Raw genomic sequence first — 25825 nt, forward strand, 5'->3', positions numbered from 1 at the left:
GCACTTTGCTGCGGCGCGGCATGCATCGTGTGCGGCACGATGTCATGCGCTGCATGGTCGACGCGCTGCCCGGTCGTGTGGTGCCGGTCGCGGCGATCGGCATGCGTGTGCATGCCGTGCCGCTACTCTTTATTTGATCGCGAAGTGGAATGGCTAATTGATGGCCCCGTCGCATGAGCACCATGATGACAAACTTTCGTCAGTCGAATTGTTAACCAACTTTAAACACGAGAATGGGCAGGTGCGATGCGGCACGCGAGGGCGTGCCGCATCGAGCGGAAGCGGTGATGCGAGGGTGCCGCGCGGTGGGTCAGCCGGCCTTGCGCGTGCCGATGTCGCGCAGGTTGGCCGGGACGATCGGGCGGAAGCGCTCGCGCTTCTGTTCGTCGTCGAAGTGCTGGAGGGCGGGCTTGATCAGGTCGCTGCGCGACACGATGCCGGTGATGCGCAGCGATTGCTCGTCGGCGACGACGGGCAGGCGTTCGAGGCCGAGCATCGCGAGTCGCGACGCGACGACGCGGCACGTTTCATGCGCCTGCGCCACCGCAGGCGCGCGGTTGGCGAATGCGTCCGCGATCGGCGTGTCGGCTGCGGCCTGTGCGCGCTGCGCATCGAGCGTCGCGCGATCGACGAGGCCCAGCAGGCGGCCGTTCTGCACGACCGGGTACGCACGGTGCGTCTGCTTCGCGCCGAAGTACTGCGACTCGACGGCATCGAGCGTCGCTGCGCCGTCGATCGCGACGAGCAGGTCGGCCGACGTCATCACTTCGCCGATGTCGTGCCGCTCGAGCGGATCGACGCCGTATTCGCGATAGATGTGATAGCCGCGACGCGCGATCTTTTCCGTCATGATCGAGCGCTTCATCACGATGGTCGCGAAACCGTGCGCGACGAGCGTCGCCGCGAGCAGCGGCAGCAGTGCATTCGCGTCGTGCGTGAGGCCGAATGCGAACACGATCGCGGTCAGCGGGGCGCCAAGCGTCGCGCCGAGCGTCGCGGCCATGCAGACGAGCGGCCACAACGCCGGGTCGCCGCCCGGCAGCATCGGCGACAGCACGGTGCCGAGGCCGGCGCCGAGCATCAGCAGCGGGGCGAGCACGCCGCCCGACGTGCCCGAGCCGAGCGCGATCACCCACATCACGGCCTTCACGATCAACAGCGCGAGCGCGATCTTCAACGCGATGTGCTGATGCAGCAGGTCGCCGATCACGTCATAGCCGACGCCGAGCGCGCGCGGCTCGAGCCAGCCGCCGATGCCGATCACGATCGCGCCGAGCGCGGGCCACCACATCCAGTGCACCGGCAGCTTCGCGAAGGTGTCCTCAACGCGATAGAGCGCCGCCGACAGGCCGCACGTGAGCATGCCCGACAGCAGGCCCGCGACGATGCACGACAGCAGCGCGACGGGCGTCGGTGCGGCGGTGGTCAGCGGAAACAGCGGATCGACGCCGAAGAACACGGCGCGGGCGAAACCGGCCACCGCGCAGGCGAGCGCGACCGGCAGGAAACTGCGCGGACGCCATTCGAACAGCAGCAGTTCGACCGCGAGCAACACGGCGGCGACCGGCGTGCCGAACACGGCCGTCATGCCGGCGGCCGCACCGGCGACGAGCAGCGTCTTGCGCTCGGCGGCCGTGACGTGCACGCACTGCGCGATCAGCGAGCCGAGCGCGCCACCCGTCATGATGATCGGGCCTTCGGCGCCGAACGGGCCGCCGCTGCCGATCACGACGCCGGACGACAGCGGCTTGAGGATCGCAACCTTCGGCGACATGCGGCTCTTGCCGAACAGGATCGCCTCGATCGCTTCGGGAATGCCGTGGCCGCGGATCTTTTCCGAACCGAAGCGCGCCATCAACCCCACGATCAGCCCGCCGATCACCGGCACGACGATCACCCATGCGCCCAGCGCGTTGTTCGCCGGCGAGCGGTCGGCGAACGAGAACTGCTGGTAGAAGAACAGGTTCGTGAACAGGTGGATCAGGCTCAACAGCACGAATGCGGCCAGCGTGCTGAGCAGGCCGATCCCGGCGGCGAGCAACGCGATCCTGGGCAGGCGATCGTTGGTCGCGAAATCGCGTTTGTGTGGTGCGTTCATCGGAGTGGAAAGAGCAGGGGTCAGTAATCGATCTGGGGAACCTGGAACGCGTCCTTGAGTGACTTCAGCTCGGCGCGATGCATGGCCGCGAGACGCGCGAGCAGCGTTTCGCCGGCTTGCTCGAGGTGAACCTCGACCTGCCGGCGGTCCGCTTCGCTCGTCTTGCGCTTCACGAGGCCGAGCGCTTCGCAGCGCGTGACCAGCGCGACGACGCCGTGATGCTGCGCCTGCAGGCGTTCCGCGAGCTCGCCGATGGTCGCCCATTCGCGATGCGGATAGCCCTTGATGTGCAGCAGCAGCAGGTATTGCAGCGGCGTCACGCCTTCGCTTTGCGCGGCGCGTTCGGAGAAGCGCTCGAAGCGGCGCATCTGGTAGCGGAACTCGGAGAGTTGCTGGAAATCGCTTTTCGCCAGCGCGCGTCGGGTATCGTTCATCGGGGCGGTCGGACAGTCAGTTTCGGTGGCGTAAAATATATCACAACATGATATAAGCGGCCGAAATTTGGCGAGCAGAACGCACTCCGCGCTGCACTAGCCGTTACATGGCGTTACGTGCGCCGCATGCGTTACGCGGCCTCGCGCATTTGCGTTTGCCGATAGAGGCCCGTGACGAGATCCGTCTGGGTAATGATCCCGACGAGCCGGCGCGATGCATCGACGACCGGAATATGGTGGTGGCCCGAATGCGTAAACAGCGGGACGAGCGCGGTGATCGGCATCGTTTCCGGCACGCACGCGACGTCGCGCGTCATCACGGTGGCGACGCTCGCCGGCTGGCCGCCGAACGATTGCGGCAGCCGCGCCGACAGGCGGTGCCACAGCGGGGTCGGACGGCGCAGTTGGCGCGTGAGGTCGGCGCGCGTGACGATGCCGGTCAGGCGGCCTTCGCCGTCGACGACCGGCAGCGCTTTCACAAGATGGCGGTCGAGCAGCGCGAGCGCGGCCGTCACCGACGTCGACGGCGCGACTTCGATCGCATTCTTCGTCATCAGGTCGGCGCACGAGAGCTGGCCGAACGTGCGCGTATAGGCTTGCATCTCGGTTTCGCGCAGCAGCGCTTCGAGATCGTCCGGATCGACGTCGAGCCATTCGCCGCGGCGCTTCAGCACCGCATCGAGGTCGCCGCGCGTGAAGCCGCCGCGCGCCGGTGCGGCGCCGCCTGCCTGCGGTTTCGCTTCGGGGCGCACGCCGCCGTGCGGGTAGCGGTGCCCGGTCAGCGCGTGATAGGCGAGCGCGGCCGACAGCAGGATCACCGATTGCAGCGCGATCGGCTCCAGCACGAAGCTGAACCCGAGCGAATGGATCGCCGGGCCGCCGACCACGGCCGTGAGCGCGACGGCGCCCGACGGCGGGTGCACGCAGCGCAGCACGAACATGCCGCCGATCGCGCACGCGATCGCGACCGCGGCGGCCGTGATCGGATCGGCGATCCATTGCGCGCACGCGACACCGACCGTCGCCGCGACGAGATTGCCGCCGATGATCGACCACGGCTGCGCGAGCGGGCTCGCCGGCACCGCGAACAGCAGCACGGCCGATGCGCCCATCGGCGCGACGAGCAGCGGCACGAGGCCCGGCACGCCGGGCAGCAGCCGCATCGTCGCGCCGACCGTCGCGATGCCGACGAGCGCACCCATGCACGAGCGCAGGCGCTCGCGCCAGCCCAGCGACATCGGATGGGGAATGAAGCTGTGCAGCCATTGCCGCAACGTGCGGCGCGACAAAGGGGAGCCTGACGACATGAACGGTAAGCGGTAAAGGTGACGGCGCGGATGCGCGCAGCGACGAGCCGCGAATTATATCGTGTTGTGATACAAATTGTCGCGCTGCATCCAGCCGTTGTCCGCGCACGACGCGCGTTGCTTGCAAAAACCTTTCATCGGATGAAAGTTTGCGGGCCGGGCAATCGCGCAAATTTGTCTGCAGCGGCGTACAATTCGGGCCACTGAATCCCCCGTCATGCCAGAACCCCGTACGCGATGCCCGCTCTCCCGCCTTTCTCCCGGCACGGTGATCGATTCGACGTGGTTCGCGGCTGCGTTCCGTTCCCCACCTGACGCGAGCGCCGCCGACGCCTCCCTACTGACTCTCCCCAAGCCAATTCAATGGACATGCTCGAAAACATGCGCCTGTTCGTGCGCGTTGTCGAAGCCGGCAGTTTTACTGCGGTCGCGAAGGAAATCGACGCGACCACCGCGCAGGTGTCGCGCGCGGTATCGAACCTCGAAGCGCACGTACAGACGCGGCTGCTGCATCGCACGACGCGCCACCTCGGCCTCACCGAAAGCGGCGAACGCTATTTCGAGCGCGCGAAATCGATCCTCGCGGAAATCGACTACGCGAACGCGGAGGCGCGCAATGCATTGCTGCGGCCGAGCGGCAAGATGCGCATCCATGCGATGACGGGGCTCGGGCAGAGTCATGTCGTGTCGTCGATCGTGCGCTACCAGGAGGACAACCCCGACGTGTCGGTCGAACTGACGCTCGCGCAGCGGATGCCGAATCTCGTCGAGGAGGGCTATGACGTATCGATCGTGACGGCGTCGCAACTGCCCGATTCCGGCTATGTCGCGCAGACCTGCGGCACGAGCTGCAGCGTACTCGTCGCATCGCGTGAATACCTGGCGCGCCACGGCACGCCGCAGTCGCCCGACGAATTGCCGAACCACGTGTGCCTGCGCCTCGATACGCCCGCATCGCCGGCAGGCGAATGGCGGCTCGAGCGCAGCGATGGCGAGGAGGCCGTCTACGAGCTGCAGCCCGCGCCGTTCCAGGTCAACGTGCCGGACGCGCTGTGCGTCGCGGTGCGCGCCGGGCGCGGGATCGCGTGCGTCGCGCTGTATACGGTGCTCGACGACATCCGCGAAGGGCGGCTGATCCGCGTGCTGCCCGAGTACCGGCTGCAGACGGTGAGCGTGTATGCCGTCTACGCGACGCGCCGCTATCTCGACGCGAAGATCCGCACGTTCCTCGACCACCTGCGCACGACGCTCACGCCCGCGCTGGAGAATGACCTGCGCGAACTCGACCGGCTGACGACCGAACTGATGCCGGGCGGCCGCAAGCGCGCGTGACGATCAGCGCGGCCGTGCGCCGCGCGAACCGCACGGGCCGCGGCGCGGTTCATGCGCGCGGCGCGATGCGAATCCGCTCGAAGCGGCCCGCGAGCCATCCGTACGCGGCAATGCCGAGCAGCCCGTGCGCGGCGACGAACCACAATGCGCCGGCGAACGAGCCGGTGCGGGCGACGAAATAGCCGATCACGAGCGGCGTGACGATCCCGGCGATGTTGCCGAGGCCGTTGAACACGCCGCCGCTCAGGCCGACCATCCCTTCCGGCGCTGTGTCGGCGAGTACGGCCCAGCCGACCGCCGCGAGCCCCTTGCCGAAGAACGCGATCGTCATCAGCGCGATCACGACCGCGTTCGACGATGCGCCGTTCGCAAGCACGAGCAGCGTCGCCATTGCCATCCCTACGACGAACGGCGTCTTGCGCGCCTTCGACGGATGCATGCCGCGCCGGATCAGCCAGTCCGACAGCACGCCGCCGAGCACGCCGCCCGTGAAGCCGCAGATCGCCGGCAGCGCGGCGACCCAGCCGGCCTCCATGATCGTCATCCCGCGCCCCTTGATCAGGTAGATCGGGAACCATGTGATGAAGAAGTAGGTGAGTGCCGTGATGCAGTACTGGCCGACGTAGATCGCCCACAGGTTCCGGTGGCGGAACAGTTGCGACACGTCATGCCACGACACGCGCGGCCGATGGCGCACGCGGTTCGCTTCGAGATCGACGAGCGCGCCGTGCGCGCGCAGGTAGTCGCGCTCCGCGTCGCTCACGCGCGGGTGGCCGTGCGGCTCGCGATACCACGCGAACCACAGCGCGGCGAGCGCGATGCCGAGCATCCCCATCCACAGGAACACGTGCTCCCAGCCGAGCGCATGCGTGAGCCACGCCATCGCGGGCGTGAACAGCACGACGGCCATGTACTGCGCCGAATTGAACAGGGCCGATGCCGTGCCGCGTTCGGCGGTCGGGAACCAGCACGCGACGATTCTCGAGTTGGCCGGAAACGCCGGCGATTCGACGAGGCCGAGCATGAAGCGCATGACGAACAGCGCGAGCGTGGCGGACGCCCCTTGCACGGCGAGCCAGCCGACCGTGCCCTGCAGCATCGTGAAGACCGACCACAGCAGCAGGCTCAGGCCGTACACGCGCCGTGCGCCGAAGCGGTCGAGCAGCCAGCCGCCCGGGATCTGGCCGATCGCGTAGGCCCACGCGAACGCGGAAAAGACGATGCCGAGCTGCACGGGCGTCAGCCCGAGGTCGTGCGCGACGCCGGTGCCGGCGATCGACATCGTCGCGCGATCCGCATAGTTGATGACGGTGACCGCGAAAATCAGCGCGAGGACCGCATAGCGGACGCGGCCGATCGTGCGCGAGGCGGTGGGTGACGCGGCGAGGGCGGCGCCGCTGGATCGGTTGGGCATGCGTGTCTCCTGGCCTCCGTCGAGCGGAGGCATCCGGTGTTGTAACGAGGGGCGGCCGTGCGGTGCGCGGTGATCAGCGCGTGACGCTGGTCGGCGGGCGCTGGCCCGCGAAGCACGCGGCGAGGTTGGCGAGCACGATCCGGCCCATCTCTTCGCGCGTTTCGCGGGTCGCGCTCGCACGGTGCGGCTGCACGACGACGCGGTCGAGCTCGAGCAACCCGGCCGGCACGTGCGGTTCGTGCGCGAATACGTCGAGGCCGGCGCCGGCGATCGTGCCGTCGGCGAGCGCGCGAATGAGCGCGGCTTCGTCGACCAGCTTGCCGCGTGCAACATTGATCAGGAATCCTTTGGGGCCGAGCGCGGCGAGCACGTCGGCGGTTACGAGCACGTTGCCGTGATCGGCCGATGCCGCGATCACGAGTACCTCGCTGTCGCGCGCGAGCGCGGCGAGGTCGGGCACGAAGCGATAGCCGCTGTCGCGATGCTCGCGCGGGCCGAAGTAGCTGACGGGCATCCGGAACGCCTGCGCGCGCTGCGCGATCGCGCGGCCGACGCGGCCCAGCCCGACGATGCCGAGCCGCTTGCCGGTCACCTGCGTCGCGAGCGGCTGGGCCGTCTTGCCCCAGCGGCCGGCACGCACGATGCGCTCGCCGGCACCGAGGTCGCGCAGCGTCATCAGGATCAGCCCCATCGCCATGTCGGCGACGTCGTCGGTCAGCACGTCGGGCGTCGTCGTCACGTGGATGCCGCGTGCCCGCGCGCGGTCGAGATCGACCGCGTCGGTGCCGATGCCGTTGATCGCGACGATCTCGAGCGCGGGCAACCGGTCCATCAGTGCGGCGGACAGGCCGTTCGCGCCGCCGGTCACGACACCGCGAATGCGTGCGGCCACGCGATCGAGCAGTGCGTCCGGTTCCTCGGCCGCATACAGCCGGTGCACCGCGTAACGGGCGGACAGTTCGGCGTCGATGGTGTCGGGGAGCGGCTGGGTGAGGAGGATGTCGATGGTCATGAAGGTCTCGGTCGTCGTGCGCGGCGCGGGCCGTGCATCAGGTGCAACCGAGTATAGAAATCGCATCGATATGCGTCTAACATCAAAAGACTATCGATTGATTCAAGAATTGGATGATTGAACTGCACCAGCTTCGCTGCTTCGTCGCGGTCGCCGAGGAACTGCATTTCGGTCGCGCGGCCCGGCGGCTCTTCATGACCCAGCCGCCGCTCAGCCGGCAGATCCAGTTGCTCGAGCATGCGCTCGGCATCGCGCTGCTCGAACGCAGCAGCCGGCAGGTCAGCCTGACCGCGGCCGGCGAGCGGTTTCTGCGCGACGCGCGGCACATCCTCGAATTCTCCGCACGGGCCGAGCAGGCCGCGCAGCGCGTGGCACATGGCGGCGCCGGCCGTATCACGCTCGGCTTCACGGCGGTCAGCGCATACCGGATGATCCCGATGCTGCTCGCGCATGCCGCGCACGCGCTGCCCGACGTGGACATCGAATTGCGCGAGATGGTGTCGACCGTACAGATCGATGCGCTGGCGTCGCGGATGCTCGACGCGGGCTTCGTGCGCCAGCGTGCCGCGCGCCAGCCGCTCGAATACCGGCTCGTGCAGCGCGAGCCGATGCTGGTCGCGGTCGCGGAGGGCGCGCCGCTCGCCGCGTGCGAGCGCATCGGCCCCGACGATCTCGACCGGCAGCCGTTCATCGCGTATTCGCCGAACGAGGGGAAATACTTCCACGACCTGATCTCGGGCCTGTTCGCGAACGCGGGACGGCTGCCGAACTACCTGCATTACGTCGGGCAGACGCATACGATCCTCGGCCTCGTGCGCGCGGGGCTCGGTGCCGCGCTCGTGCCGGCGTCGGCGCGCGAACTGCATGTCGACGGCGTGGTGTTCCGGCCGCTGGCGGGCGCCGACGTGGCGGCCGAACTGTATCTCGCATGGCGTGCGGACAACGACAATCCGGCGCTGCCGGTGTTCAACGCGATGGTCGAGCGGTTTCTGACCGAGAGCGCTGACGAAGCGGGCGCATAGAGGGGGCGGCTCGCGCGAGCGTCCCGCCCGCATGCTTGCTTGATTAAAAGTCTGTCGTCTGATGATTCGAGGCGCCTGCCCGAATCGTTTTTCGGGTCGTCGGGAATCGGCGGGTATCCCGTTTATTTACAAAGAAAGCGGCCGGAAATCGACGGCACAGATCGCCCGTTTTCACCCTTGTCACGGGAAAACCCTCATTTTTATCTCATCGGTCGTCGTATTACTGTATCGATACACTAAATCGATACAGCGCGTCGTAAGACGCCATCGCAAAGGAGACGGCCCATGAATACCTACACCCGGCGGCGCTTTCTGCAGACGGTGTCCGCCGCGACGCTGGCGGCCGCAGGCGGCTTGCCGGAAGCCGTGCGCGCGCAGCCGGTCGTGACGCTGCGTTGCTCGTCGTCGATGCCGGCCGACCAGAACGCCGCGCATTACGTGTGGTATGAGCGTCTTGCCGCGAACCTGAAGGCGAGTGTCGGCGACGCGATCCGGGTCGACTACTTTCCGAACAGCCAGCTCGGCAAGGAGAGCGATGTCGTGCAGCAGGTCAAGATCGGCGCGATCGACATGATGATCGCGGGTTCGTCGATCTGGGCGACGGTGGCGCCGGAGCTCGGCATGCTCGATCTCGGCTATCTGTTCGACAGCTATGCGCATGTCGCGAAGGTGCTCGACGGCCCGGTCGGTGCAAGCCTGAACGCGTTGCTGCAAAAGCGCGCGGGCTGCTCGGTGCTGACCTGGGGTTCGCATTTCGGCGGGCGCTGCGTGTTCACGAAGCAGCCCGTGCTGGCGCTGCAGGGGCTGAAGGGCACGAAGCTGCGCGTGCTGCCGACGCCGGCGTTCATGGACACCTTCAAGGCGATGGGAGCGGTGCCGACACCGATTCCGTTCGGCGAGCTGTACATGGCCGTGCAGACGGGCGTCGTCGACGGGCTCGAGCACGATCCGGCCACGGTGCTCGCGAGCAAGTTCGACGAAGTGGTGAAATCGTGCTGGCAATCGCAACACGTGTTTGCCGCGATGACCGTCGTGATGGGGCGGCGTGCGCTCGACCGGATTCCGGCGAACCTGCGACCCGCGTTCGATCGCGCGGTGGCCGACGCCACCGCGCAGCAGCGCGCGATTGCCGCGCAGAAGGCCGACCAGGCCGAGCAGGCGCTGAAGCAGCACGGCATGCGCTTCCATCCGATGGCGCCGGCCGAACGCGCGGCGTTGCGGCAGACGATGCGCGACCGGCTCTATACGGCATTCGCCACGCAGTATCCGGCGACCGCGCCGCTGTTTCCGGCGATCGCCGCCGTGCGGGGCTGAACGATGGAGACCTGTTCCGTTTCGGGCGCCGCGGTGGCGCCTGGCGCCGGCCGCCCGGCACGCCTCGTCGCGCGCGTGCTGGACGCGATGCTGCGCGCGATCGAATACGTGTCCGCGGCCGTGCTGGCCGTCGATGTGCTCGTCGTGTTCGTGTCGGTCGTGTGCCGTTATTTCCTGCACGACCCGCTCGACTGGACCGAAGAGGTCGCGAGTGCGCTGATGATCGTGCTGGTGTTTTTCGGCGCGGCGACGGTGCTCGGGCGCAGCCAGCACGTCGGCATCGACCTGTTTCGCGGCGGGTTCCCCGCGCGCTGGCAGGGCGCGCTCGTGCAGATCGGCCACTGGATCGTCGCGGCCGTCTCGCTGAACCTGCTGGTGTCGTCGTGCCAGCTGCTGGCCGATTCGTACGACCAGTTGACGCCGGGCGGGCTGCCGGGCTGGATCAACGTGTACCCGATGATGTTCGGCGCGCTGTTCATGACCGTGTTCGCGCTCGCGAACGCGCTCGACGCGCCGCGCCGCCGGGTCATCGGCACGCTCGCGTGCTGCGCGGCGTTCGCGGCCGCGCTGTACGGATGGAATGCGCTGGTGCCGGCGCACGCGATCGCGCCGGGCATGCTGCTGGCCGCCGGTTTCGTCGGCGGGCTCGTGCTGGGCGTGCCGATCGGTTTCGTGCTCGCGTTCTCGGCGCTGCTGTATTTCCTGGCCGACCCGACCCTGCCGCTGCTCGTCTATTCGCAGCAGGTCATGGCCGGCGCCGATCACTTCGTGCTGCTCGCCGTGCCGTTCTTTGTGCTGGCCGGGCTGCTGATGGAATCGAACGGCATGTCGGCACGGCTCGTCGAACTGCTGCTGCGGATTTTCGGGCGCGTGCGGGGCGGGCTCGGGCTGATCGTGATTCTCGCGACGGCCTGCTTTTCCGGTGTGTCAGGCTCCAAGCTCGCCGACATCGCGGCAGTCGGCGGCGTCGTGATGCCGGCGGTGCGCCGTGCGCGCCAGGATCCCGACGAAACGGCCGCGCTGCTCGCGTGCAGCGCGGTGATGGCGGAGACCATCCCGCCATGCGTGAACATGATCATCATGGGCTTCGTCGCGAACATCTCGATTGCCGGGCTGTTCGTCGCGGGTATCGTGCCGGCCGCGGTGCTGGCCGCGTCACTCGCCGTGGTCACGGTGGTCACCGGGCGCAGGATCGACGTGTCGGCGGTGTTCACGGAACGCCGCGCGTGGTTGCCGCTCGCGGGCGGCGCGCTGGTCGCGCTGGTGATGGTCGCGATGATCGGCAAGGGCGTGACGTCGGGGATCGCGACGTCGACCGAGGTGTCCGCGTTCGCGGTGGTCTATGCGCTCGTGGCGGGCTGGCTCGCGTTTCGCGAGTTGACCTGGCGTTCGGTCGGGCGCGTGTTCGTGCGTGCCGCGTCGATGGCCGGCGGCATCCTGTTCATCGTCGCCGCGGCGTCGAGTGTGTCGTTCGCGCTGTCGATCGAGCAAATTCCGGCGCTGGTCTCGGGCACAATGACCGCGTTCGCCCACCAGTACGGTGCGACGATGTTCCTGCTGCTCGCGGCGCTGGTCATGATCGTGTTCGGTGCGGTGCTCGAGGGGGCGCCGGCGCTGATCATCTTCGGGCCGCTGCTTGCGCCGATCGCGCTGCAGCTCGGCATCAACCCGCTGCATTTCGGCACGGTCGTGGTGGTGGCGATGGGGCTCGGCCTGTTCGCGCCGCCGGTCGGACTCGGTCTGTTCACGACCTGCGCGATCACGGGCACCGAAGTCCGGCACGTTGCGCGGCCGATGGTGAAATATCTGCTGGTGCTGGTCGCCGCCCTCGTGGCGCTGATTCTCGTGCCGGCGTTTTCGTTGTGGCTGCCGGCCCATTTCGGCCTGTAGCCGCCTTTTACAGCAAGACGACATGAGTACGATTCAGGACGTGGCCCGTCATGCGGCCGTATCGGTCAGCACGGTTTCGAACGTGCTCAACGGCCGTACCGACCAGATGAAGCAGGAAACGCTCGAACGCGTGAAGGCCGCGATGGAAGTGCTGCAGTACCGGCCCAGCACGCTCGCGCGCCAGCTCAAGACGGGGCAGACGCCGCTCGTCGGGCTGCTGGTGCCGTCGATGGCGAACCCGATGTACGGCTATATCGCGCGCGAAGTCGAGGCCTGCGCGCAGGAACGGTACGGTCATCGCGTGCTGATCGGCAATACGTATCGCGATGCGAAGAAGGAGGCGTCGTTCTTCGACGACCTGTTCGCGCATGGCGTGCGGCGCGTGATCGTGATCTCGTCGCTGGCCGACGAGCGCCACCTCGAGCGCGCGGCCGAGCGCGGGATGACGGTGGTGAGCTACGACCGGCGCGCGACGCCCGGCGAGTTGTCGAAGGTCGAACACGTCACGGCCGACAACGAGGCCGCCGCGCGGCTCGCGACGCGTTGCCTGGTCGATGCGGGACACCGGTGGCTCGCGTTCGCGACGGTCGCCGGCATGACGGTGAGCCGCAGCGACAAGATCCGCGGCTTTCTCGAGACGGCGCGCGAGGCGGGCGTCGACACACGCGCGCGGGTGCTCGACGGCGGCCCCACGAACGAGTACGGCGACGCCGTGATCGTCGACGTGGGGCGCGCGCTGGGCGTCGCGCTTGCCGCCGATCCGGCGCGGCCGACCGGCATCGTCGCGGTCAACGACCTGTTCGCGCTCGGCCTGATGGCCGGATTGCGCGACGGCGGCCTGCGCGTGCCGGACGACGTGTCGGTCGTCGGGATGGACGGTCACTTCCTGTCGGCGATTTCCAATCCGGCGTTGACCACGGTGCAACTGCCCGTCACCGAGATGGCCGAGGAAATGGTCCGGCGCGTGATGCGGCCGGACGGCGATACGCCATTGGCGCACGAGCCGCACGTATTCTCCGGCGTGACCCTCGTCGAGCGCGCATCGGTTGCGCCGCCGCCGCAAGCGGATCACTCGCACGGAGGGGCCGCATGACGCGCGTCTTCGTCACGCATCCGTCGGGGATGCTCGACCGCTATTTCGGCGCGAAGGCCATGCATGCGCTGCAGGCGATCGCGGACGTCACGTGCAACCCGCTCGATCGCGAGCTGGGCACGGACGAACTGATCGCGGCCGCGCAGGGTTGCGATGCGATGATCGCGTACCGGCAGACGCCCGCGCCGCGGGCGCTGTTCGCCGGGCTGCCCGCACTGGCGGCGTTCCTGCGCTGCGCGGTCGATATCCGCACCGTCGACGTCGACGCGGCGAGCGCGTTCGGCGTGCTGGTCACGCAGGCGAGCCCCGGTTTCGCGCCGGCGGTCGCCGAGTGGGTGATCGGCGCGATGATCGATCTCGCGCGCGGTATCGGGCGTTATGCGTCGGCCTACCACCAAGGGATGCCGCCCGTGCCGCAGATGGGGCGCGAATTGCGCGGCAGCACGCTCGGCCTGATCGGTTACGGACAGATCGGGCGCCACCTGGCGCCGATCGCGGCGGCGCTCGGGATGCGTGTGCTCGTCAGTGATCCATACGTGCGCGTCGACGCACCGGGGCTCGAACAGGTCGAGTTCGCGGCGCTGTTGCAAGCGGCCGATTTCGTCGTGTGCCTCGCGCCGGCGACGCCGGCCACCGCGAACCTGATCGATGCGGGCGCGTTCGCGGCCATGAAGCCGGGCGCGTATTTCATCAATGCGTCGCGCGGCGAACTGGTCGACGAGCAGGCGCTGTCCGAGGCGCTCGACACCGGCCGGCTCACCGGCTGTGCGCTCGACGTCGGGCGCGCGGCGGACCAGATGCCGACGCCCGCGCTCGCCGCCCATCCGCGGGTGATCGCGACGCCGCATGTCGGCGGCCTGACGCTGCCCGCGGTCGAGCACCAGGCGCTCGAGACGGTCGATCAGCTCGCGGCGCTGCTCGCCGGAAGCGTGCCGCGCGGCGCCGTCAACGCGGAGCACGCAACGCGGCTGGCGCGCTGGCGCACGGCAGGGGCCGATACCGGGCCGGGCGCGCGATGAGACACGACGTGCCCACCGGGCGGGTGACCGACGCGTGCGATTGCCACATCCACATTTATGACGACGCCTATCCGCTCGCGCCGACGGCGACGTTCCGTCCGCCCCACGCGCCGGTGGATGCGTATCGCCGGGTGCAGCAGAGGCTCGGCCTTGCCCGCGTCGTGATCGTGCAGCCGACCGGCTATGGTGTGGACAACCGTTGCCTGCTCGACGCGCTGGCCGCATTCGGCGAGCAGGCGCGGGGCGTCGCGACGTTGCCGGTCGACGTGCCGGATGCGGAGCTGGCGCGGTTGCACGCGGCGGGCGTGCGCGGCGTCCGGTTCATGATGTTGGCGGGCGGCCTCGCGCGGTGGGACGAACTGGAGAGCGTGGCTGCGCGGATCGGGCCGCTTGGCTGGCACGTCGACCTGCAGCTCGACGGCCGGACGTTGCCCGAGGTCCTGCCGTTGCTGTCCTCGCTACCGGCGCGTGTCGTGATCGATCACACGGGCAAGTTCCTGACGCCCGTCGCGCCGGACGCGCCGGCGTTTCTTGCGCTGCGGCGCCTGCTCGACCGTGGTCACGCATGGGTGAAGCTGTCCGCGCCGTACGAGACGTCGCGCTCGGGCGCACCCGGTTACGACGATGTCGCGCGTCTCGCCGCCGTGCTGGCGCGCCACCATTCGGCGCGGTGCGTATGGGGCAGCAACTGGCCGCACCCGAACGCGTCGCCGATCCCCGACGACCTGCGCCTGCTCGGCTGGCTGGACGACTGCACGGCCGACGATGCGGTCAGCCGCGCGATTCTGGTCGACAACCCGACCGTACTTTACGGATTCTGAGTCGGCCGCAAGGACGAGGCCGAGCGTGACAAGCTTTCAATCCGGAAGCTTGCGCAAGCGATGCCTAGCAATCCTGACCGAGCGCGACAGGTCGCAGTCCTGCGAATCCTTACCGTGCTGAAAGCTGGTTCGCTGCCGGTGTTCCAACGGAGGAGCGCGGCAGCTTCGCTGCACTGCGACAACTGCTTGACGCTGCATGCCGGTCGGCGCAGGATACGTCCGTGCATTTGGAGCGGGACGCGCCGGCCGCGCGGTTCCTGCACCCGCGATACGCAGAAGAACAACGATGAGCCTTTACGCACTCGTACCGGAATACCGGCCCCGCGTTTGTCGGCCCGCCGGAACCACGCTTCCCCCGACGCCCGTCGCGTCACGTATCCGTCATCCTGTTTCGTACCGTGCATCGGTACACTTTCCCGTCCGCGCGCGAGCCGCGACGATGAACGGCGCCCGTCTGGCGCGCCGCATCGCAGCGTCGTCTGCCGCTCCTCACCACCGCATCCTGAACGGCGCCTACACCGGCGTCTCGTGACGTCCGTCGCGCCCATCCTTGTATTGCGCCGCCGGCTTGCCTGACTGCCCGGCGGCACCGGAGTCCGAAGCATTTCGATTGAGCCTGAAAAAGGCAAACGCAAGCAGTTCGGTTCGAGGTTCAAGGAGAAAAACTCATGTCGCAGCTTTCGAATGAAGAAGCAAACGGCAGTTCGGGGAGTGGCAAGGTCAAGTTGATCAAGTGGGCGATCATCATCGCCGGCGTCGCGATCGCGGCACCGGCGGCGTTGTTCATCCTGAAGGGGGTGATCGCGCTCGTCACGGCGGGCGTGATCGGCCTCGGCGCGATCTATTTCGCGCCGGTCGTCGCGATGAAGTTCGCGAACCAGAAGGTGAAGATGATCGTCCAGGAGGCGCAGGCCAATCCGATCGAGACGCTGATCAACCAGCTCGCGGAAAAGCGCCAGGCGGCCCAGAAATTCGCGGACAGCATCACGGCGTTCCGCACCGAGGTGAAGAACTTCGAGAACAAGACGGAGCTGTTCGAGAAGCAGTATCCGGACGATGCGCCGCGCTTCCGGCAGCAGCTCGACACGATGAAGCAGCTGCTCTCGTTTCGCGAGGGGCGTTACAAGCAGGTGCAGGCCGAACTGAAGAACTTCGCATCGGCGATCGATCGTGCGAAGGCGATGTGGGACATGTCGCAGGCCGCGCAGCAGATGAACAAGCTCGCGGGCCGGCAGGCGTCCGACACGTTCGAACAGATCAAGACCGACGTGGCCGTGGATTCGGTGATGCGCTCGGTCAACAAGGCGTTCTCCGAAATGGAGACGTCGCTGATGGATAACCCCGAGGTCAAGCAGGCACAGCAGCAGGCGGTGATGAACGCGCCGCACGCGCCCGGGCTCGATGCGACGACCCCCGCGCAACTGCCGTCGAAACAACAATAACTTCCTGCAGGCTCGCAACCATGAAAAAATTGCTTGGCGCCATCGCATTTCTGGTCGTGCTCGTCGGCGTATGGATCGTGCATCAGGGCGGCCTGTCGACGCTGATTCCCGCGCACGACGCGCCCCCGGCCTCGACGTCCGCGCAAGGTGGCGACAGCGGCCCGTCCACGCAGACGTCGCCGTCGTCCAACGTGCTGCCGGCCGGCTTCACGCCGCAGGCCAGCGCGCTGAAATCGATCGCCGAAAACGGCATCGTGCGGATCTCCGTGCAGAACCCGAGCGAACCGTTCTTCGGCGAGGACAAGGGCACGCCGCACGGCTTCAACGTCGAATTCGCGCGGCTGCTGTTCGCGGATCCGTCGTTTTCGCACGGCGGCAAGCCGGTCGTCGTCGATACGCGTCACGAGGTCGACACGTACCCGGGCGTCCCGAAGCAACTGCTCGATACGGATGCGAAGGGGAACCACGTGGTCGACGTGGCGATGGACGGGCTGACGTTCCCGGACAACACGCCGTCGGGCGTCGTCTATTCGGTGCCGTACGTCGACGATTTCGGCTACTCGCTGATCGTGCGGCAGGGCTCCGCGATCCGCTCGACCGACGATCTCGCGGGCAAGACGGTCGGCATCCTGAAGGGTGACCCGGACGTGCGTGCGTTCGTCACGCGCCAGTACCCGAACGTGAAGTTCGTCGAGGTCGACGATTCCGATCCGGCCTTCATCGCGAAGAGCATCGATGGCCATACGGTCGACGCGTTCATCTACGACTATCCGTTCGCGGTCAGCTCGATCAAGAACACCGACCTGAAGTTCGCGGTGACCAAGCTCGACGGCTCGAATATCGCGTACAAGATCGGCGTGCGTGCCGACGACCAGGATCTGCTGATCTACCTGAACGCCGCGATCGCGAAGCTCAAGCAGTCGCCGCAGTATCTCGACCTGCTGCGCAAGTACTTCGTCAGCGACCAGGCGGTGACGACCGCGGCCGCGTCGGGCGAGCACACGTACGTGGTGAAGGCAGGCGACACGCTGAACCTGATCGCCGCGAGCAAGCTCGGCAGCGGCCAGCGCTATCGCGAGATTCAACGCCGCAACAACCTCGCCAACCCGAACCTGATCCTGGCGGGCCAGCATCTGGTGATTCCGGTGCGGTAACGGCGGCGCGACGTGAACGAAGGAAGCTGAAGGGACGTGAAGGACGGCGCGCGGCCCGGCGGAGAGGATCCGCCGGGCCGCGCGCTTTTCTGCGTCAGTGCGTGATCGACAGGAACAGGTAAGCAGCGAACAGCGACAGGTGCACGACGCCGTGCAGCACCGTCGTGCGCCCCTGGCTGAGCGTCAGCGTGCTGACCAGCAGGGTGAGCGCCAGCAGCACGGTTTCCATCGGGCCGATGCCGAGCGTGAGCGGCTGGCCGACCCAGATGAACACGGCCGCGACGGTCGGGATCGTGAGCCCGATACTCGCGAGCGCCGAACCGAGCGCGAGGTTCATGCTGGTCTGCAGGCGGTTCGCACGCGCGGCGGTGACGGCCGCGAGCCCTTCCGGCAGCAGCACGAGCGCGGCGATCACGATACCGACCGCGGCCTCGGGCGCGCCGAGCTGCATCACCGCATGCTCCACGGCCGGCGACAGCAGCTTCGCGAGCAGCACGACCGCGACGAGGCTCGCGAACAGCAGCAGCATGCTGATCACGGCGGTGCGGTTGCTCGGCGCCGCCGCGTGAACGGCTTCGTTCGCGCTGTCGTGCGCGGCGAGGAAGTAGTCGCGGTGGCGCACGGTCTGCACGAACACGAAGGCGCCGTACAGCACGAGCGACGACACGCCGGCGAACGCGAGCTGCGATTTCGAGAAGAACGGGCCCGGCGCGGCGTTCAGGTAGTTCGGCATCACGAGCGACAGCACCGACAGCGACGCCAGCACCGCGAGCGCCTTGCTGGCGCCACGGCCCTGGAAGTCCTGTTCGCCGTGCTTCCACGCGCCGACCAGCAGGCAGATACCGACGATGCCGTTGCAGATGATCATCACGGCGGCGAACACGGTGTCGCGGGCGAGGCCCGATTTCTCGGGGCCCGCGCCGAGCATCACCGACACGATCAGTGCGACTTCGATGACGGTCACGGCGACCGCGAGCACGAGCGTGCCGAACGGTTCGCCGACGCGGTGCGCGACGACTTCGGCATGGTGGACGGCGGCGAACACGGCGCCGGCGAGGGCGGCGGCGAACACCGCGATGACGAGGCCTTCGGCCGGTACGACGCGCGACAGCGCGAGGACCAGCCAGGCGGCAAGCGGGGCCACGAGGGTCCAGCGCGGGAGCTGGTTGGACGAGAGCGGCATGGAGGGTTTCCTTATGCGAGTGGCGGCGCGCGACGCGCCGTCACGGGTTGACGAAGCCCGGCCGTACTATCTGCCGAACGAGGATGATGAAACCGAAGGGGGGCGGCACGCAACGGTGCTGCCCTTGGTTCGCCGCCCTGAAGCGGCGGGGGGCGCGGGCAGGCCGGAGCCCGTCGCGGGATGAAACGATTCGATGCGGCCGGCCGCGAACGACGAGGCGAGCACGTGTGACGACGCACGGGCCGGCGGCTCGGTTCCGACCCCGGAAGGGCGGCCGGCGATGGACGGCGGTGCGACGTGTCACGCGGTTTCCCCCTGAAATCCGGCGATTTGTCGAATTTTATCAGGCGTTCGGGGGTCACTATCTCATATTCGAATGCTTTCATAGACCTTTCGGTTTACAAAAAGTGCCCCGACCTTTCGATTTTTTTGTCTTTACCGTTTCCGTAACGGTCTCTTGCACGACAAATTCGGGCTCGCCCTGACATAAATCTACCGACCGGTCGGTTTATAATCGCTCGCACCTCCACTTCATGACGGATCGCAAGCGATGGCTGTTTCTTCTGCACATTCGGTGAACTCGGGCGCGCTGGCGCCGTCGGCCGTCGTCGGCGTGATCGGCGCCGGCGCGATGGGCGCGGGCATTGCGCAGGTCGCGGCGGCGGCCGGCCATACGGTGCTGCTGTACGACCTGAACGAAGCCGCTTGCGACAAGGCGCTGGCCGGCATCCGCGCGCAGTTCGCGCGCCTCGCGGAGAAGGGCCGGCTCGAACCGGCTCAGGCCGACGCGGCCGGCGCCCGGATTCGCGCGGTGCGCGAACTGGCCGACTTCGCGGGCGCCGCGCTGATCGTCGAGGCGGCGGCCGAGCGGCTCGACGTGAAGCGCGAGATCTTCGCGACGCTCGAGCGCCATGTCGACGACGCGTGCCTGCTGGCGACCAACACTTCGTCGATCTCGATCACGTCGATCGCGGCCGGGCTGCGTGTGCCGCAGCGCGTCGCCGGCCTGCATTTCTTCAACCCGGCGCCGCTGATGGCGCTCGTCGAGGTGGTCAGCGGGCTCGCGACCGCGCCGGAAGTCGCTCAGGTGCTGGTTGCGACCGCCGCTGCGTGGGGCAAGCGGCCCGTGATGGCGAAATCGACGCCGGGCTTCATCGTGAACCGCGTTGCGCGTCCGTACTACGCGGAGGCGCTGCGCGTGCTGAACGAGCAGGGCGGCGCGCCGGCATCGATCGACGCGGTGATGCGCGAGGCCGGCGGCTTCCGGATGGGGCCGTTCGAGCTGATGGACCTGATCGGCCACGACGTGAACTTCGCGGTGACCGAATCGGTGTTCCGCGCGTATTTCAACGATCCGCGCTACACGCCGTCGCTGATCCAGCAGGAACTCGTGAACGCGGGCTTCCTCGGACGCAAGTCGGGCCGCGGCTTCTATTCGTATGCGGACGGCGCGACGCCGCCCGCCCCCGATCTCGAAGCACCGCGCGATGCGCCGGCCGACGTCGTGCTGTTTGCGCAGGACGGCCCGGCCGCCGCGCTGCATGCGCGCTTCGCCGAACGCATTCCGGGCGCCCGGCAGGCCGGCGCGCATGCCGACGACCTGCTCGCAAAGGCCGGCCGCGCTTCGATCGCGCTGACCGACGGCCGTACCGCGACCGTGCGCGCCGCGCAGACGGGCGTGGCCGATCTCGTGCTGGTCGACCTTGCGCGCGATTACGCGCAGGCCGGGCTCGTTGCACTGACGCGCGCGCTCCAGTGCAGCGATGCGGCCTATGCGGATGCGGTCGGCCTGTTTCAGCAGGCGGGGTTTCGCGTCGTCGGCGTCGCGGACGTGCCGGGCATGGTCGCGATGCGCACCGTCGCGATGCTCGCGAACGAGGCGGCCGACACGGTGAACCAGGGCGTGTGCTCGGCCGCCGATCTCGATCTCGCGATGGAGAAGGGCGTGAACTACCCGTGCGGCCCGCTCGCGTGGGCCGATGAGATCGGCATCGGCCGCGTGCATCGCGTGCTGTCGAACCTGGCGGCGAGCTACGGCGAGGACCGCTATCGCGTGTCGCCGCGCATCGCCGCGCTGCATGCGGCCGGCCGCACGTTCCGGTCGTAGCCGTCGCCCCCGTTACCTCGAACACGATAACGACATCACTCCATTGGAGGAGCACCCCGATGACTCACCCGACGCATCCCGCCGCCGCCCTCGAGCCGATCGAGACCGCCAGCCGCGACGAACTGCAGGCGCTGCAGCTCGAGCGCCTCAAGTGGTCGCTGCGCCACGCATACGACAACGTCCCGCACTATCGCCGCACGTTCGATGCGGCGGGCGTGCATCCGGACGACCTGAAGTCGCTCGCCGATCTCGCGAAATTCCCGTTCTCGACCAAGAACGACTTGCGCGACAACTATCCGTTCGGGCTGTTCGCGGTGCCGCGCGAGCAGGTCGTGCGCGTGCACGCGTCGAGCGGCACGACGGGTAAGCCGACGGTGGTCGGCTACACCGCGCGCGACATCGACACGTGGGCGAACGTGACCGCGCGCTCGATCCGCGCGGCCGGCGGCTGCCCGGGCGACACGCTGCACAACGCATTCGGCTACGGGCTCTTCACCGGCGGCCTCGGGATTCACTACGGCGCGGAACGGCTCGGCTGCATGGTCGTGCCGATGTCGGGCGGCCAGACCGAGAAGCAGGTGCAGCTGATCCGCGATTTCGAGCCGAAGATCATCCTCGTCACGCCGTCGTACATGCTGAACCTGATCGACGAGATGGTGCGGCAGGGGATGGACCCGGCCGAATCGTCGCTGAAGATCGGCATCTTCGGCGCCGAGCCGTGGACGCAGGCGCTGCGCGAGGAAGTCGAGACGCGCGTGGGCATCGACGCGCTCGACATCTACGGGCTGTCGGAAGTGATGGGCCCGGGCGTGGCGTGCGAATGCGTCGAGACGAAGGACGGCCCGGTGATCTGGGAAGACCATTTCTACCCGGAAATCATCGACCCGGTCACGGGCGAAGTGCTGCCCGACGGCAGCCAGGGCGAGCTGGTGTTCACGTCGCTGACGAAGGAGGCGATGCCGGTGATCCGCTACCGCACGCGCGACCTCACCGCGCTGCTGCCGCCGACCGCGCGCGCGATGCGCCGGCTCGCGAAGATCACGGGCCGCTCCGACGACATGCTGATCGTGCGCGGCGTGAACGTGTTTCCGAGCCAGATCGAGGAGATCGTCGTCGCGCTGCCGCAGTTGTCGGGCCAGTTCCAGATCACGCTGTCGCGCGACGGTCACATGGACCGGCTCGACCTCGCGGTCGAACTGCGCTCCGAAGCGGCTGCGTCCGTCACTGAAAGCGATCGCGCGGCGCTCGCGCGCGAGCTGCAGCACCGGATCAAGACGATGGTCGGCGTGTCGTCCGGTGTGACGGTGCTGGCCGCGGGCGGCATTCCCTCGACCGCGACCGGCAAGGCCCGGCGCGTGATCGACCGCCGCCAGGCCGCCTGATTCCCCTGTTTGCCGTTCAACCCGAGGAAACCTGTTCGATGGATGGATTGAAGACCCTGGCCGTCACGGTCGATGCGCGCGGCGTCGCAACCGTCGCGCTGCAGCGCGGCGACGTGCTCAACGCGTTCGACGAGACGATGATCGCCGAACTGACCGACGCGTTCACCACGCTCGGCCGGCGTGACGACGTGCGTGCGATCGTGCTCCGCTCGGATGGCCGCGCGTTCTGCGCGGGCGCCGACCTGCAGTGGATGCAGCGCGCGAGCGCGAACGACGCGGCCGCGAACCTGCGCGATGCCGAGCGGTTCGCCGCGATGATGCGCGCGATCCGGCAATGCCCGAAGCCGACGGTGGCGCGCGTGCAGGGCCATGCGTTCGGTGGCGGCGTCGGCCTGTGCGCGGCGTGCGACATCGTGATCGCGAGCGATCACGCGCGCTTCTCGGTCAGCGAGGCACGCTTCGGGATCCTGCCGGCCGTGATCGGCCCGTATCTGGTCGAGGCGGTCGGCCAGCGCCAGGCGCGCCGCCTCGCGTTGACGGCGACCCAGCTCGCCGCAGCCGAAGCGGTCGCGATCGGCCTGATCCACCAGGCCGTGCCGCTCGAGTCGCTCGACGAAGCACTCGACAAGACGCTCGCCGAACTCGGCCGCAACGGCCCGAATGCGCTGATGGAGATCAAGCGCTTCTTCGATGCGATCGGCGAGTATCCGCCGTCGGACGAGCGCGCGGCGTTCACCGCGCAGACGATCTCCCGCGTGCGGGCGACGCCGGAAGCGAAGGAAGGCTTCGCCGCGTTCTTCGCGAAGCGGCCGCCGGCCTGGGAGGCGGGCGCCGAGTAAGGGGCAACCACGGGGAAACCAAGAGGAAACCAAGGGGAAACGGCGACGATCGACGGCACGGCGGGCCCGGCCGAATTTTGCGGCTCGGGCGCGGGCGCTTGCTCTACAATGCGTGACCTCCGGCGCGCTGCCGGCCCAGCCCCGACCGATTCTTCATCCGATGATCGTCAACCGCCTTATCTCCGAGATCCTGTTCGGCTTCACCGGCCTGATCGGCATCATCAACCCGATCGGCATCGCGTTCCTGTTTCTCGAACGGACCGAGGCGCTCACCGAGCAAGAACGCGATCTGCTCGCGAGGAAGGTCGCGTTCAACGCGTTCGTCGTGCTGATGGTCGCGTTCTTCGCCGGCACGCCGGTGCTGCATTTCTTCGGGATCTCGATGGAAGCGCTGCGGATCGGCGGCGGCTTCGCGGTTGCGGTGGCCGGTTGGCAGATGCTGAACGAGCCCGACGGGCCGGGCGGCGGCGACACGCCGGTCAAGCCGATCGACGCGAACGCGATCATGACGCGCGCATTCTTCCCGCTGACCATGCCGCTGACGGTCGGCCCCGGCTCGATCGCGACCGCGATCGCGCTGAACGCGAACCGCACGCACAAGCTGTCGGAGTTCGCGCTGTCGAGCATCGTGTCGATCGCCGTCTCCGTGCTGGTTGCGATCGTGATCTGGCAGGTCTACAGCCGCTCCGCGCTGCTGTCGCGCTACCTCGGCAGCGAAGGCACCAAGGTCGCGAAACGCGTGTCGGCGTTCCTGCTGCTGTGCATCGGCGTGCAGATCATGCTGACCGGCTTTTCCGCGTTCCTGCAGCCGATCGCCGACCAGGTCAAGTAAAGCGGCCGGCGCCGCTGCGCACGCCCCGCGCAGCCGACGCCGCGCGCGCGCCCTCGCGCTCGCGGGCACTTCCTTCGCAACTTGCGGCGACGCCGCACGCATTTTTGCCGCCCGGGATACCATGCGACGGTCCGGCGGATGCGCGGTGCGCATCCGGCCGTCAGCTCAACTTCAATGGCGAGGCGTGCAATGGAATACGTGAAATTCGGATCGACAGGGCTGGACGTGTCGAAGCTGGTGCTGGGTTGCATGACGTTCGGCGAACCGTTACGCGGCACGCATCCGTGGACGCTGCCGGAAGCGCAGAGCCGTCCGATCATCCAGCGGGCGGTCGAAGCCGGCATCAATTTCTTCGATACCGCGAACATGTATTCCGACGGCACGTCGGAGGAGATCGTCGGCCGCGCGCTGCGCGATTTCGCGAAACGCGACGACATCGTGATCGCGACCAAGGTGTTCTACCGGATGCGGCCCGGGCCGAACGGCGCGGGGCTGTCGCGCAAGGCGATCATGACCGACATCGACCAGAGCCTGAAGCGGCTCGGCACCGACTATGTCGATCTCTACCAGATTCACCGCTGGGACGACGGCACGCCGCTCGAGGAGACGCTCGAGGCGCTGCACGACGTCGTGAAGGCCGGCAAGGCGCGCTATATCGGCGCGTCGTCGATGTTCGCGTGGCAGTTCGCGAAGGCGCTGCACACGTCGAAGCAGCACGGCTGGACTCGCTTCGTCAGCATGCAGAACCACCTGAACCTGCTGTATCGGGAAGAAGAGCGGGAAATGCTGCCGCTGTGCGAAGACGAAGGGATCGCGGTGATTCCGTGGAGCCCGCTCGCGCGCGGCCGCCTGACGCGCAACTGGGACGAATCGACCGAGCGGCAGCAGAGCGACGCGGTCGGCCAGCGGCTTTACGATGCGACGGCGGAGTCGGACAAGGCGGTCGTCGATGCCGTTGCGACGATCGCGGCCGCCCGCAACGTGCCGCGTGCGCAGGTTGCACTCGCGTGGGTCGCGCAGAAGCGCGGGGTCACCGCGCCGATCGTCGGCATTTCGAAGCCGCAGCAGCTGGACGATGCACTGGCCGCACTCGAACTGAAACTGACCGACGACGAGATCGCCACGCTCGAACGCCCGTACGTGCCGCACGCGGTCGCCGGGATCAACTGAGCGGCGGCGCCGCGCGGCCGTCAGCGCGCGGCGTCGAGCATCGGGTAGGTGAACAGGCCGAAGTGGACGACGTTCAACCCCGCATGCGCGAGCGCGGACGCGAGCAGCCCGCCGCGCCGCCAGGCGAGGCCGTAGCCCACGCCGGCCACCGTGCCGAGCACGATCCATTGCCAGCCGCCGGCCGCATGCGCGGCGCCGAACAGCACCGCGCCGATCGCAAGCGCGGCCCACGGCCCCCATGCGAACGCGCGCAGCGCGCGCGTCAGTCCGCCTTGCACGTAGCCGCGGAACAGCGCTTCCTCGGCGAGTGTCACGATCAGCAGGTTGTTCACGAGCCACAGCCAGCCCGACGGCGGCCATTTGGGTGCCCAGCCGACCATCCCGAACGCGAGCGCGCCGGCCAGGCACGCGGCCGCCGTTGCGACGGCCGCCACCGCGCCGGTGCGCAGCGCGCGCGACAGCGGGACGTCGGGGGCGACCCACGGCAGCACCCACACCAGCCACAAGCCGACGAGCGGTTTGTCGAGATTCAGGTACATCGTGAACGGCACGGCATCCGGCGTGAAGCGAGTCGGGCCGATCACGCGCGGATTGTGGAAGCCGGGAATCAGGTGCAGGCTGAGCGCGATCGCGACGGCGGCAAAGACGACGTGCGCGGCGATGCGCACCGCGCGCGGGCGCTCGGGCATCACGCCCCAGGCGGCCGCGGCCAGCAACGCGAGCGGGGCCAGCGCGAGCGGCCCGAGCTTGCCGAACGCCAGCGCGCACGCATAGCCGAGCGCGGCGAGGCCGGCGCTCAGGCCGTGCTGCGGGCGATGCCACGCGAACGCGGCGGCCGCGAACAGGGCGAGCCAGATCGTGGCGGACGGAAGGAGCGAAAGGGACATGACAGGAGCGGCATTCGTCGGACGAGACGCCGCGCATCATACAGCAGCCCTCTTGCGATGCCGGTGGAGAGCG

The 25825-nt window shown here is 68.2% G+C and carries 22 protein-coding genes; 15 read left to right on the forward strand and 7 right to left on the reverse strand.

From position 1 onward, the window contains the following. Window positions 1-310 precede the first annotated feature (310 nt). From CFB82_RS24210 to CFB82_RS24220, 3 genes are all read right to left on the reverse strand, one after another. On the reverse strand, window positions 311-2098 hold the full coding sequence (locus CFB82_RS24210) for a chloride channel protein (protein ID WP_089485584.1): 1788 nt from the start codon (window positions 2096-2098) through the stop codon (window positions 311-313). 20 nt (window positions 2099-2118) lie between these two features. Then, window positions 2119-2532: a MarR family winged helix-turn-helix transcriptional regulator gene (locus CFB82_RS24215; RefSeq protein ID WP_043184389.1), complete on the reverse strand. Its 414-nt coding sequence runs from the start codon at window positions 2530-2532 to the stop codon at window positions 2119-2121. 131 nt (window positions 2533-2663) lie between these two features. After that, a complete protein-coding gene (locus tag CFB82_RS24220) occupies window positions 2664-3839 on the reverse strand; it encodes an HPP family protein (RefSeq protein WP_089485585.1) in 1176 nt (391 codons plus the stop codon). A gap of 363 nt (window positions 3840-4202) precedes the next feature. Between CFB82_RS24220 and CFB82_RS24225 the strand changes: the two genes are divergently transcribed. Then, window positions 4203-5171, forward strand: a complete 969-nt coding sequence (locus CFB82_RS24225) for a LysR family transcriptional regulator (protein WP_089485586.1) — start codon at window positions 4203-4205, stop codon at window positions 5169-5171. A gap of 49 nt (window positions 5172-5220) precedes the next feature. Here CFB82_RS24225 and CFB82_RS24230 read toward each other — a convergent pair whose 3' ends face one another. Further along, on the reverse strand, window positions 5221-6585 hold the full coding sequence (locus tag CFB82_RS24230; protein ID WP_089485587.1) for an MFS transporter: 1365 nt from the start codon (window positions 6583-6585) through the stop codon (window positions 5221-5223). Window positions 6586-6658: 73 nt separating this feature from the next. Beyond that, the gene (locus CFB82_RS24235; RefSeq protein WP_089485588.1) at window positions 6659-7597 is read right to left on the reverse strand and encodes a 2-hydroxyacid dehydrogenase; all 939 of its coding nucleotides are present in this window, start codon (window positions 7595-7597) and stop codon (window positions 6659-6661) included. Between CFB82_RS24235 and CFB82_RS44105 the strand changes: the two genes are divergently transcribed. From CFB82_RS44105 to CFB82_RS24275, 9 genes are all read left to right on the forward strand, one after another. Next, a complete protein-coding gene (locus tag CFB82_RS44105; protein ID WP_256990456.1) occupies window positions 7590-7718 on the forward strand; it encodes a hypothetical protein in 129 nt (42 codons plus the stop codon). The two genes, CFB82_RS24235 and CFB82_RS44105, sit on opposite strands and share 8 nt — an antisense overlap. Beyond that, the gene (locus CFB82_RS24240) at window positions 7711-8619 is read left to right on the forward strand and encodes a LysR substrate-binding domain-containing protein (RefSeq protein ID WP_089485589.1); all 909 of its coding nucleotides are present in this window, start codon (window positions 7711-7713) and stop codon (window positions 8617-8619) included. Before CFB82_RS44105 ends, CFB82_RS24240 begins: the two co-directional genes overlap by 8 nt. A 285-nt stretch (window positions 8620-8904) precedes the next feature. Beyond that, complete coding sequence (locus tag CFB82_RS24245; RefSeq protein ID WP_089485590.1) at window positions 8905-9933, forward strand: TRAP transporter substrate-binding protein; 1029 nt, start codon at window positions 8905-8907, stop codon at window positions 9931-9933. 3 nt (window positions 9934-9936) lie between these two features. Continuing rightward, window positions 9937-11823, forward strand: coding sequence for a TRAP transporter large permease (locus CFB82_RS24250; RefSeq protein WP_089485591.1), 1887 nt, complete (start codon window positions 9937-9939; stop codon window positions 11821-11823). A 22-nt stretch (window positions 11824-11845) separates the two neighbouring features. After that, on the forward strand, window positions 11846-12916 hold the full coding sequence (locus CFB82_RS24255) for a LacI family DNA-binding transcriptional regulator (protein WP_089485592.1): 1071 nt from the start codon (window positions 11846-11848) through the stop codon (window positions 12914-12916). After that, window positions 12913-13935, forward strand: a complete 1023-nt coding sequence (locus CFB82_RS24260) for a hydroxyacid dehydrogenase (protein ID WP_089485593.1) — start codon at window positions 12913-12915, stop codon at window positions 13933-13935. The genes CFB82_RS24255 and CFB82_RS24260 overlap by 4 nt, the downstream gene beginning before the upstream one ends. Further along, the gene (locus tag CFB82_RS24265; protein WP_089485594.1) at window positions 13932-14756 is read left to right on the forward strand and encodes an amidohydrolase family protein; all 825 of its coding nucleotides are present in this window, start codon (window positions 13932-13934) and stop codon (window positions 14754-14756) included. Before CFB82_RS24260 ends, CFB82_RS24265 begins: the two co-directional genes overlap by 4 nt. Before the next feature lie 668 nt (window positions 14757-15424). Further along, entirely contained in the window at window positions 15425-16198 is a 774-nt protein-coding gene (locus CFB82_RS24270) for a hypothetical protein (RefSeq protein WP_046548017.1), read from the forward strand. 20 nt (window positions 16199-16218) lie between these two features. Beyond that, on the forward strand, window positions 16219-17352 hold the full coding sequence (locus CFB82_RS24275) for a transporter substrate-binding and LysM peptidoglycan-binding domain-containing protein (RefSeq protein ID WP_089485595.1): 1134 nt from the start codon (window positions 16219-16221) through the stop codon (window positions 17350-17352). Between the two features lie 94 nt (window positions 17353-17446). On the opposite strand, the gene CFB82_RS24280 is transcribed toward CFB82_RS24275, so the two are convergent. Then, window positions 17447-18535, reverse strand: coding sequence for a calcium:proton antiporter (locus CFB82_RS24280; protein ID WP_069251773.1), 1089 nt, complete (start codon window positions 18533-18535; stop codon window positions 17447-17449). A gap of 550 nt (window positions 18536-19085) precedes the next feature. Here CFB82_RS24280 and CFB82_RS24285 point away from each other — a divergent pair. The 5 genes from CFB82_RS24285 (at window position 19086) to CFB82_RS24305 (ending at window position 24865) form a co-directional block, all read left to right on the forward strand. Next, a complete protein-coding gene (locus CFB82_RS24285; protein WP_089485596.1) occupies window positions 19086-20642 on the forward strand; it encodes a 3-hydroxyacyl-CoA dehydrogenase in 1557 nt (518 codons plus the stop codon). 59 nt (window positions 20643-20701) lie between these two features. Continuing rightward, entirely contained in the window at window positions 20702-22024 is a 1323-nt protein-coding gene (paaK, locus tag CFB82_RS24290) for a phenylacetate--CoA ligase PaaK (protein WP_089485597.1), read from the forward strand. 38 nt (window positions 22025-22062) lie between these two features. After that, window positions 22063-22863: an enoyl-CoA hydratase-related protein gene (locus tag CFB82_RS24295; RefSeq protein WP_089485598.1), complete on the forward strand. Its 801-nt coding sequence runs from the start codon at window positions 22063-22065 to the stop codon at window positions 22861-22863. Window positions 22864-23023: 160 nt separating this feature from the next. Then, window positions 23024-23695, forward strand: a complete 672-nt coding sequence (locus CFB82_RS24300) for a MarC family protein (RefSeq protein WP_069251769.1) — start codon at window positions 23024-23026, stop codon at window positions 23693-23695. 189 nt (window positions 23696-23884) lie between these two features. Continuing rightward, on the forward strand, window positions 23885-24865 hold the full coding sequence (locus tag CFB82_RS24305; protein WP_069251768.1) for an aldo/keto reductase: 981 nt from the start codon (window positions 23885-23887) through the stop codon (window positions 24863-24865). Window positions 24866-24885: 20 nt separating this feature from the next. On the opposite strand, the gene CFB82_RS24310 is transcribed toward CFB82_RS24305, so the two are convergent. After that, a complete protein-coding gene (locus CFB82_RS24310; RefSeq protein WP_089485599.1) occupies window positions 24886-25752 on the reverse strand; it encodes a CPBP family intramembrane glutamic endopeptidase in 867 nt (288 codons plus the stop codon). Between the last annotated feature and the right edge of the window lie 73 nt (window positions 25753-25825).

It is taken from the genome of Burkholderia sp. HI2714, from assembly GCF_002223085.1.
GTDB lineage: Bacteria > Pseudomonadota > Gammaproteobacteria > Burkholderiales > Burkholderiaceae > Burkholderia > Burkholderia lata_D.

Bases quoted from the DNA above. Each gene is read 5' to 3' on its own strand.
- CFB82_RS24210 (WP_089485584.1), bottom strand. From the start codon at position 2,098: ATGAACGCACCACACAAACGCGATTTCGCGACCAACGATCGCCTGCCC.
- CFB82_RS24215 (WP_043184389.1), bottom strand. From the start codon at position 2,532: ATGAACGATACCCGACGCGCGCTGGCGAAAAGCGATTTCCAGCAACTC.
- CFB82_RS24220 (WP_089485585.1), bottom strand. From the start codon at position 3,839: ATGTCGTCAGGCTCCCCTTTGTCGCGCCGCACGTTGCGGCAATGGCTG.
- CFB82_RS24225 (WP_089485586.1), top strand. From the start codon at position 4,203: ATGGACATGCTCGAAAACATGCGCCTGTTCGTGCGCGTTGTCGAAGCC.
- CFB82_RS24230 (WP_089485587.1), bottom strand. From the start codon at position 6,585: ATGCCCAACCGATCCAGCGGCGCCGCCCTCGCCGCGTCACCCACCGCC.
- CFB82_RS44105 (WP_256990456.1), top strand. From the start codon at position 7,590: ATGGTCATGAAGGTCTCGGTCGTCGTGCGCGGCGCGGGCCGTGCATCA.
- CFB82_RS24235 (WP_089485588.1), bottom strand. From the start codon at position 7,597: ATGACCATCGACATCCTCCTCACCCAGCCGCTCCCCGACACCATCGAC.
- CFB82_RS24240 (WP_089485589.1), top strand. From the start codon at position 7,711: ATGATTGAACTGCACCAGCTTCGCTGCTTCGTCGCGGTCGCCGAGGAA.
- CFB82_RS24245 (WP_089485590.1), top strand. From the start codon at position 8,905: ATGAATACCTACACCCGGCGGCGCTTTCTGCAGACGGTGTCCGCCGCG.
- CFB82_RS24250 (WP_089485591.1), top strand. From the start codon at position 9,937: ATGGAGACCTGTTCCGTTTCGGGCGCCGCGGTGGCGCCTGGCGCCGGC.
- CFB82_RS24255 (WP_089485592.1), top strand. From the start codon at position 11,846: ATGAGTACGATTCAGGACGTGGCCCGTCATGCGGCCGTATCGGTCAGC.
- CFB82_RS24260 (WP_089485593.1), top strand. From the start codon at position 12,913: ATGACGCGCGTCTTCGTCACGCATCCGTCGGGGATGCTCGACCGCTAT.
- CFB82_RS24265 (WP_089485594.1), top strand. From the start codon at position 13,932: ATGAGACACGACGTGCCCACCGGGCGGGTGACCGACGCGTGCGATTGC.
- CFB82_RS24270 (WP_046548017.1), top strand. From the start codon at position 15,425: ATGTCGCAGCTTTCGAATGAAGAAGCAAACGGCAGTTCGGGGAGTGGC.
- CFB82_RS24275 (WP_089485595.1), top strand. From the start codon at position 16,219: ATGAAAAAATTGCTTGGCGCCATCGCATTTCTGGTCGTGCTCGTCGGC.
- CFB82_RS24280 (WP_069251773.1), bottom strand. From the start codon at position 18,535: ATGCCGCTCTCGTCCAACCAGCTCCCGCGCTGGACCCTCGTGGCCCCG.
- CFB82_RS24285 (WP_089485596.1), top strand. From the start codon at position 19,086: ATGGCTGTTTCTTCTGCACATTCGGTGAACTCGGGCGCGCTGGCGCCG.
- paaK (WP_089485597.1), top strand. From the start codon at position 20,702: ATGACTCACCCGACGCATCCCGCCGCCGCCCTCGAGCCGATCGAGACC.
- CFB82_RS24295 (WP_089485598.1), top strand. From the start codon at position 22,063: ATGGATGGATTGAAGACCCTGGCCGTCACGGTCGATGCGCGCGGCGTC.
- CFB82_RS24300 (WP_069251769.1), top strand. From the start codon at position 23,024: ATGATCGTCAACCGCCTTATCTCCGAGATCCTGTTCGGCTTCACCGGC.
- CFB82_RS24305 (WP_069251768.1), top strand. From the start codon at position 23,885: ATGGAATACGTGAAATTCGGATCGACAGGGCTGGACGTGTCGAAGCTG.
- CFB82_RS24310 (WP_089485599.1), bottom strand. From the start codon at position 25,752: ATGTCCCTTTCGCTCCTTCCGTCCGCCACGATCTGGCTCGCCCTGTTC.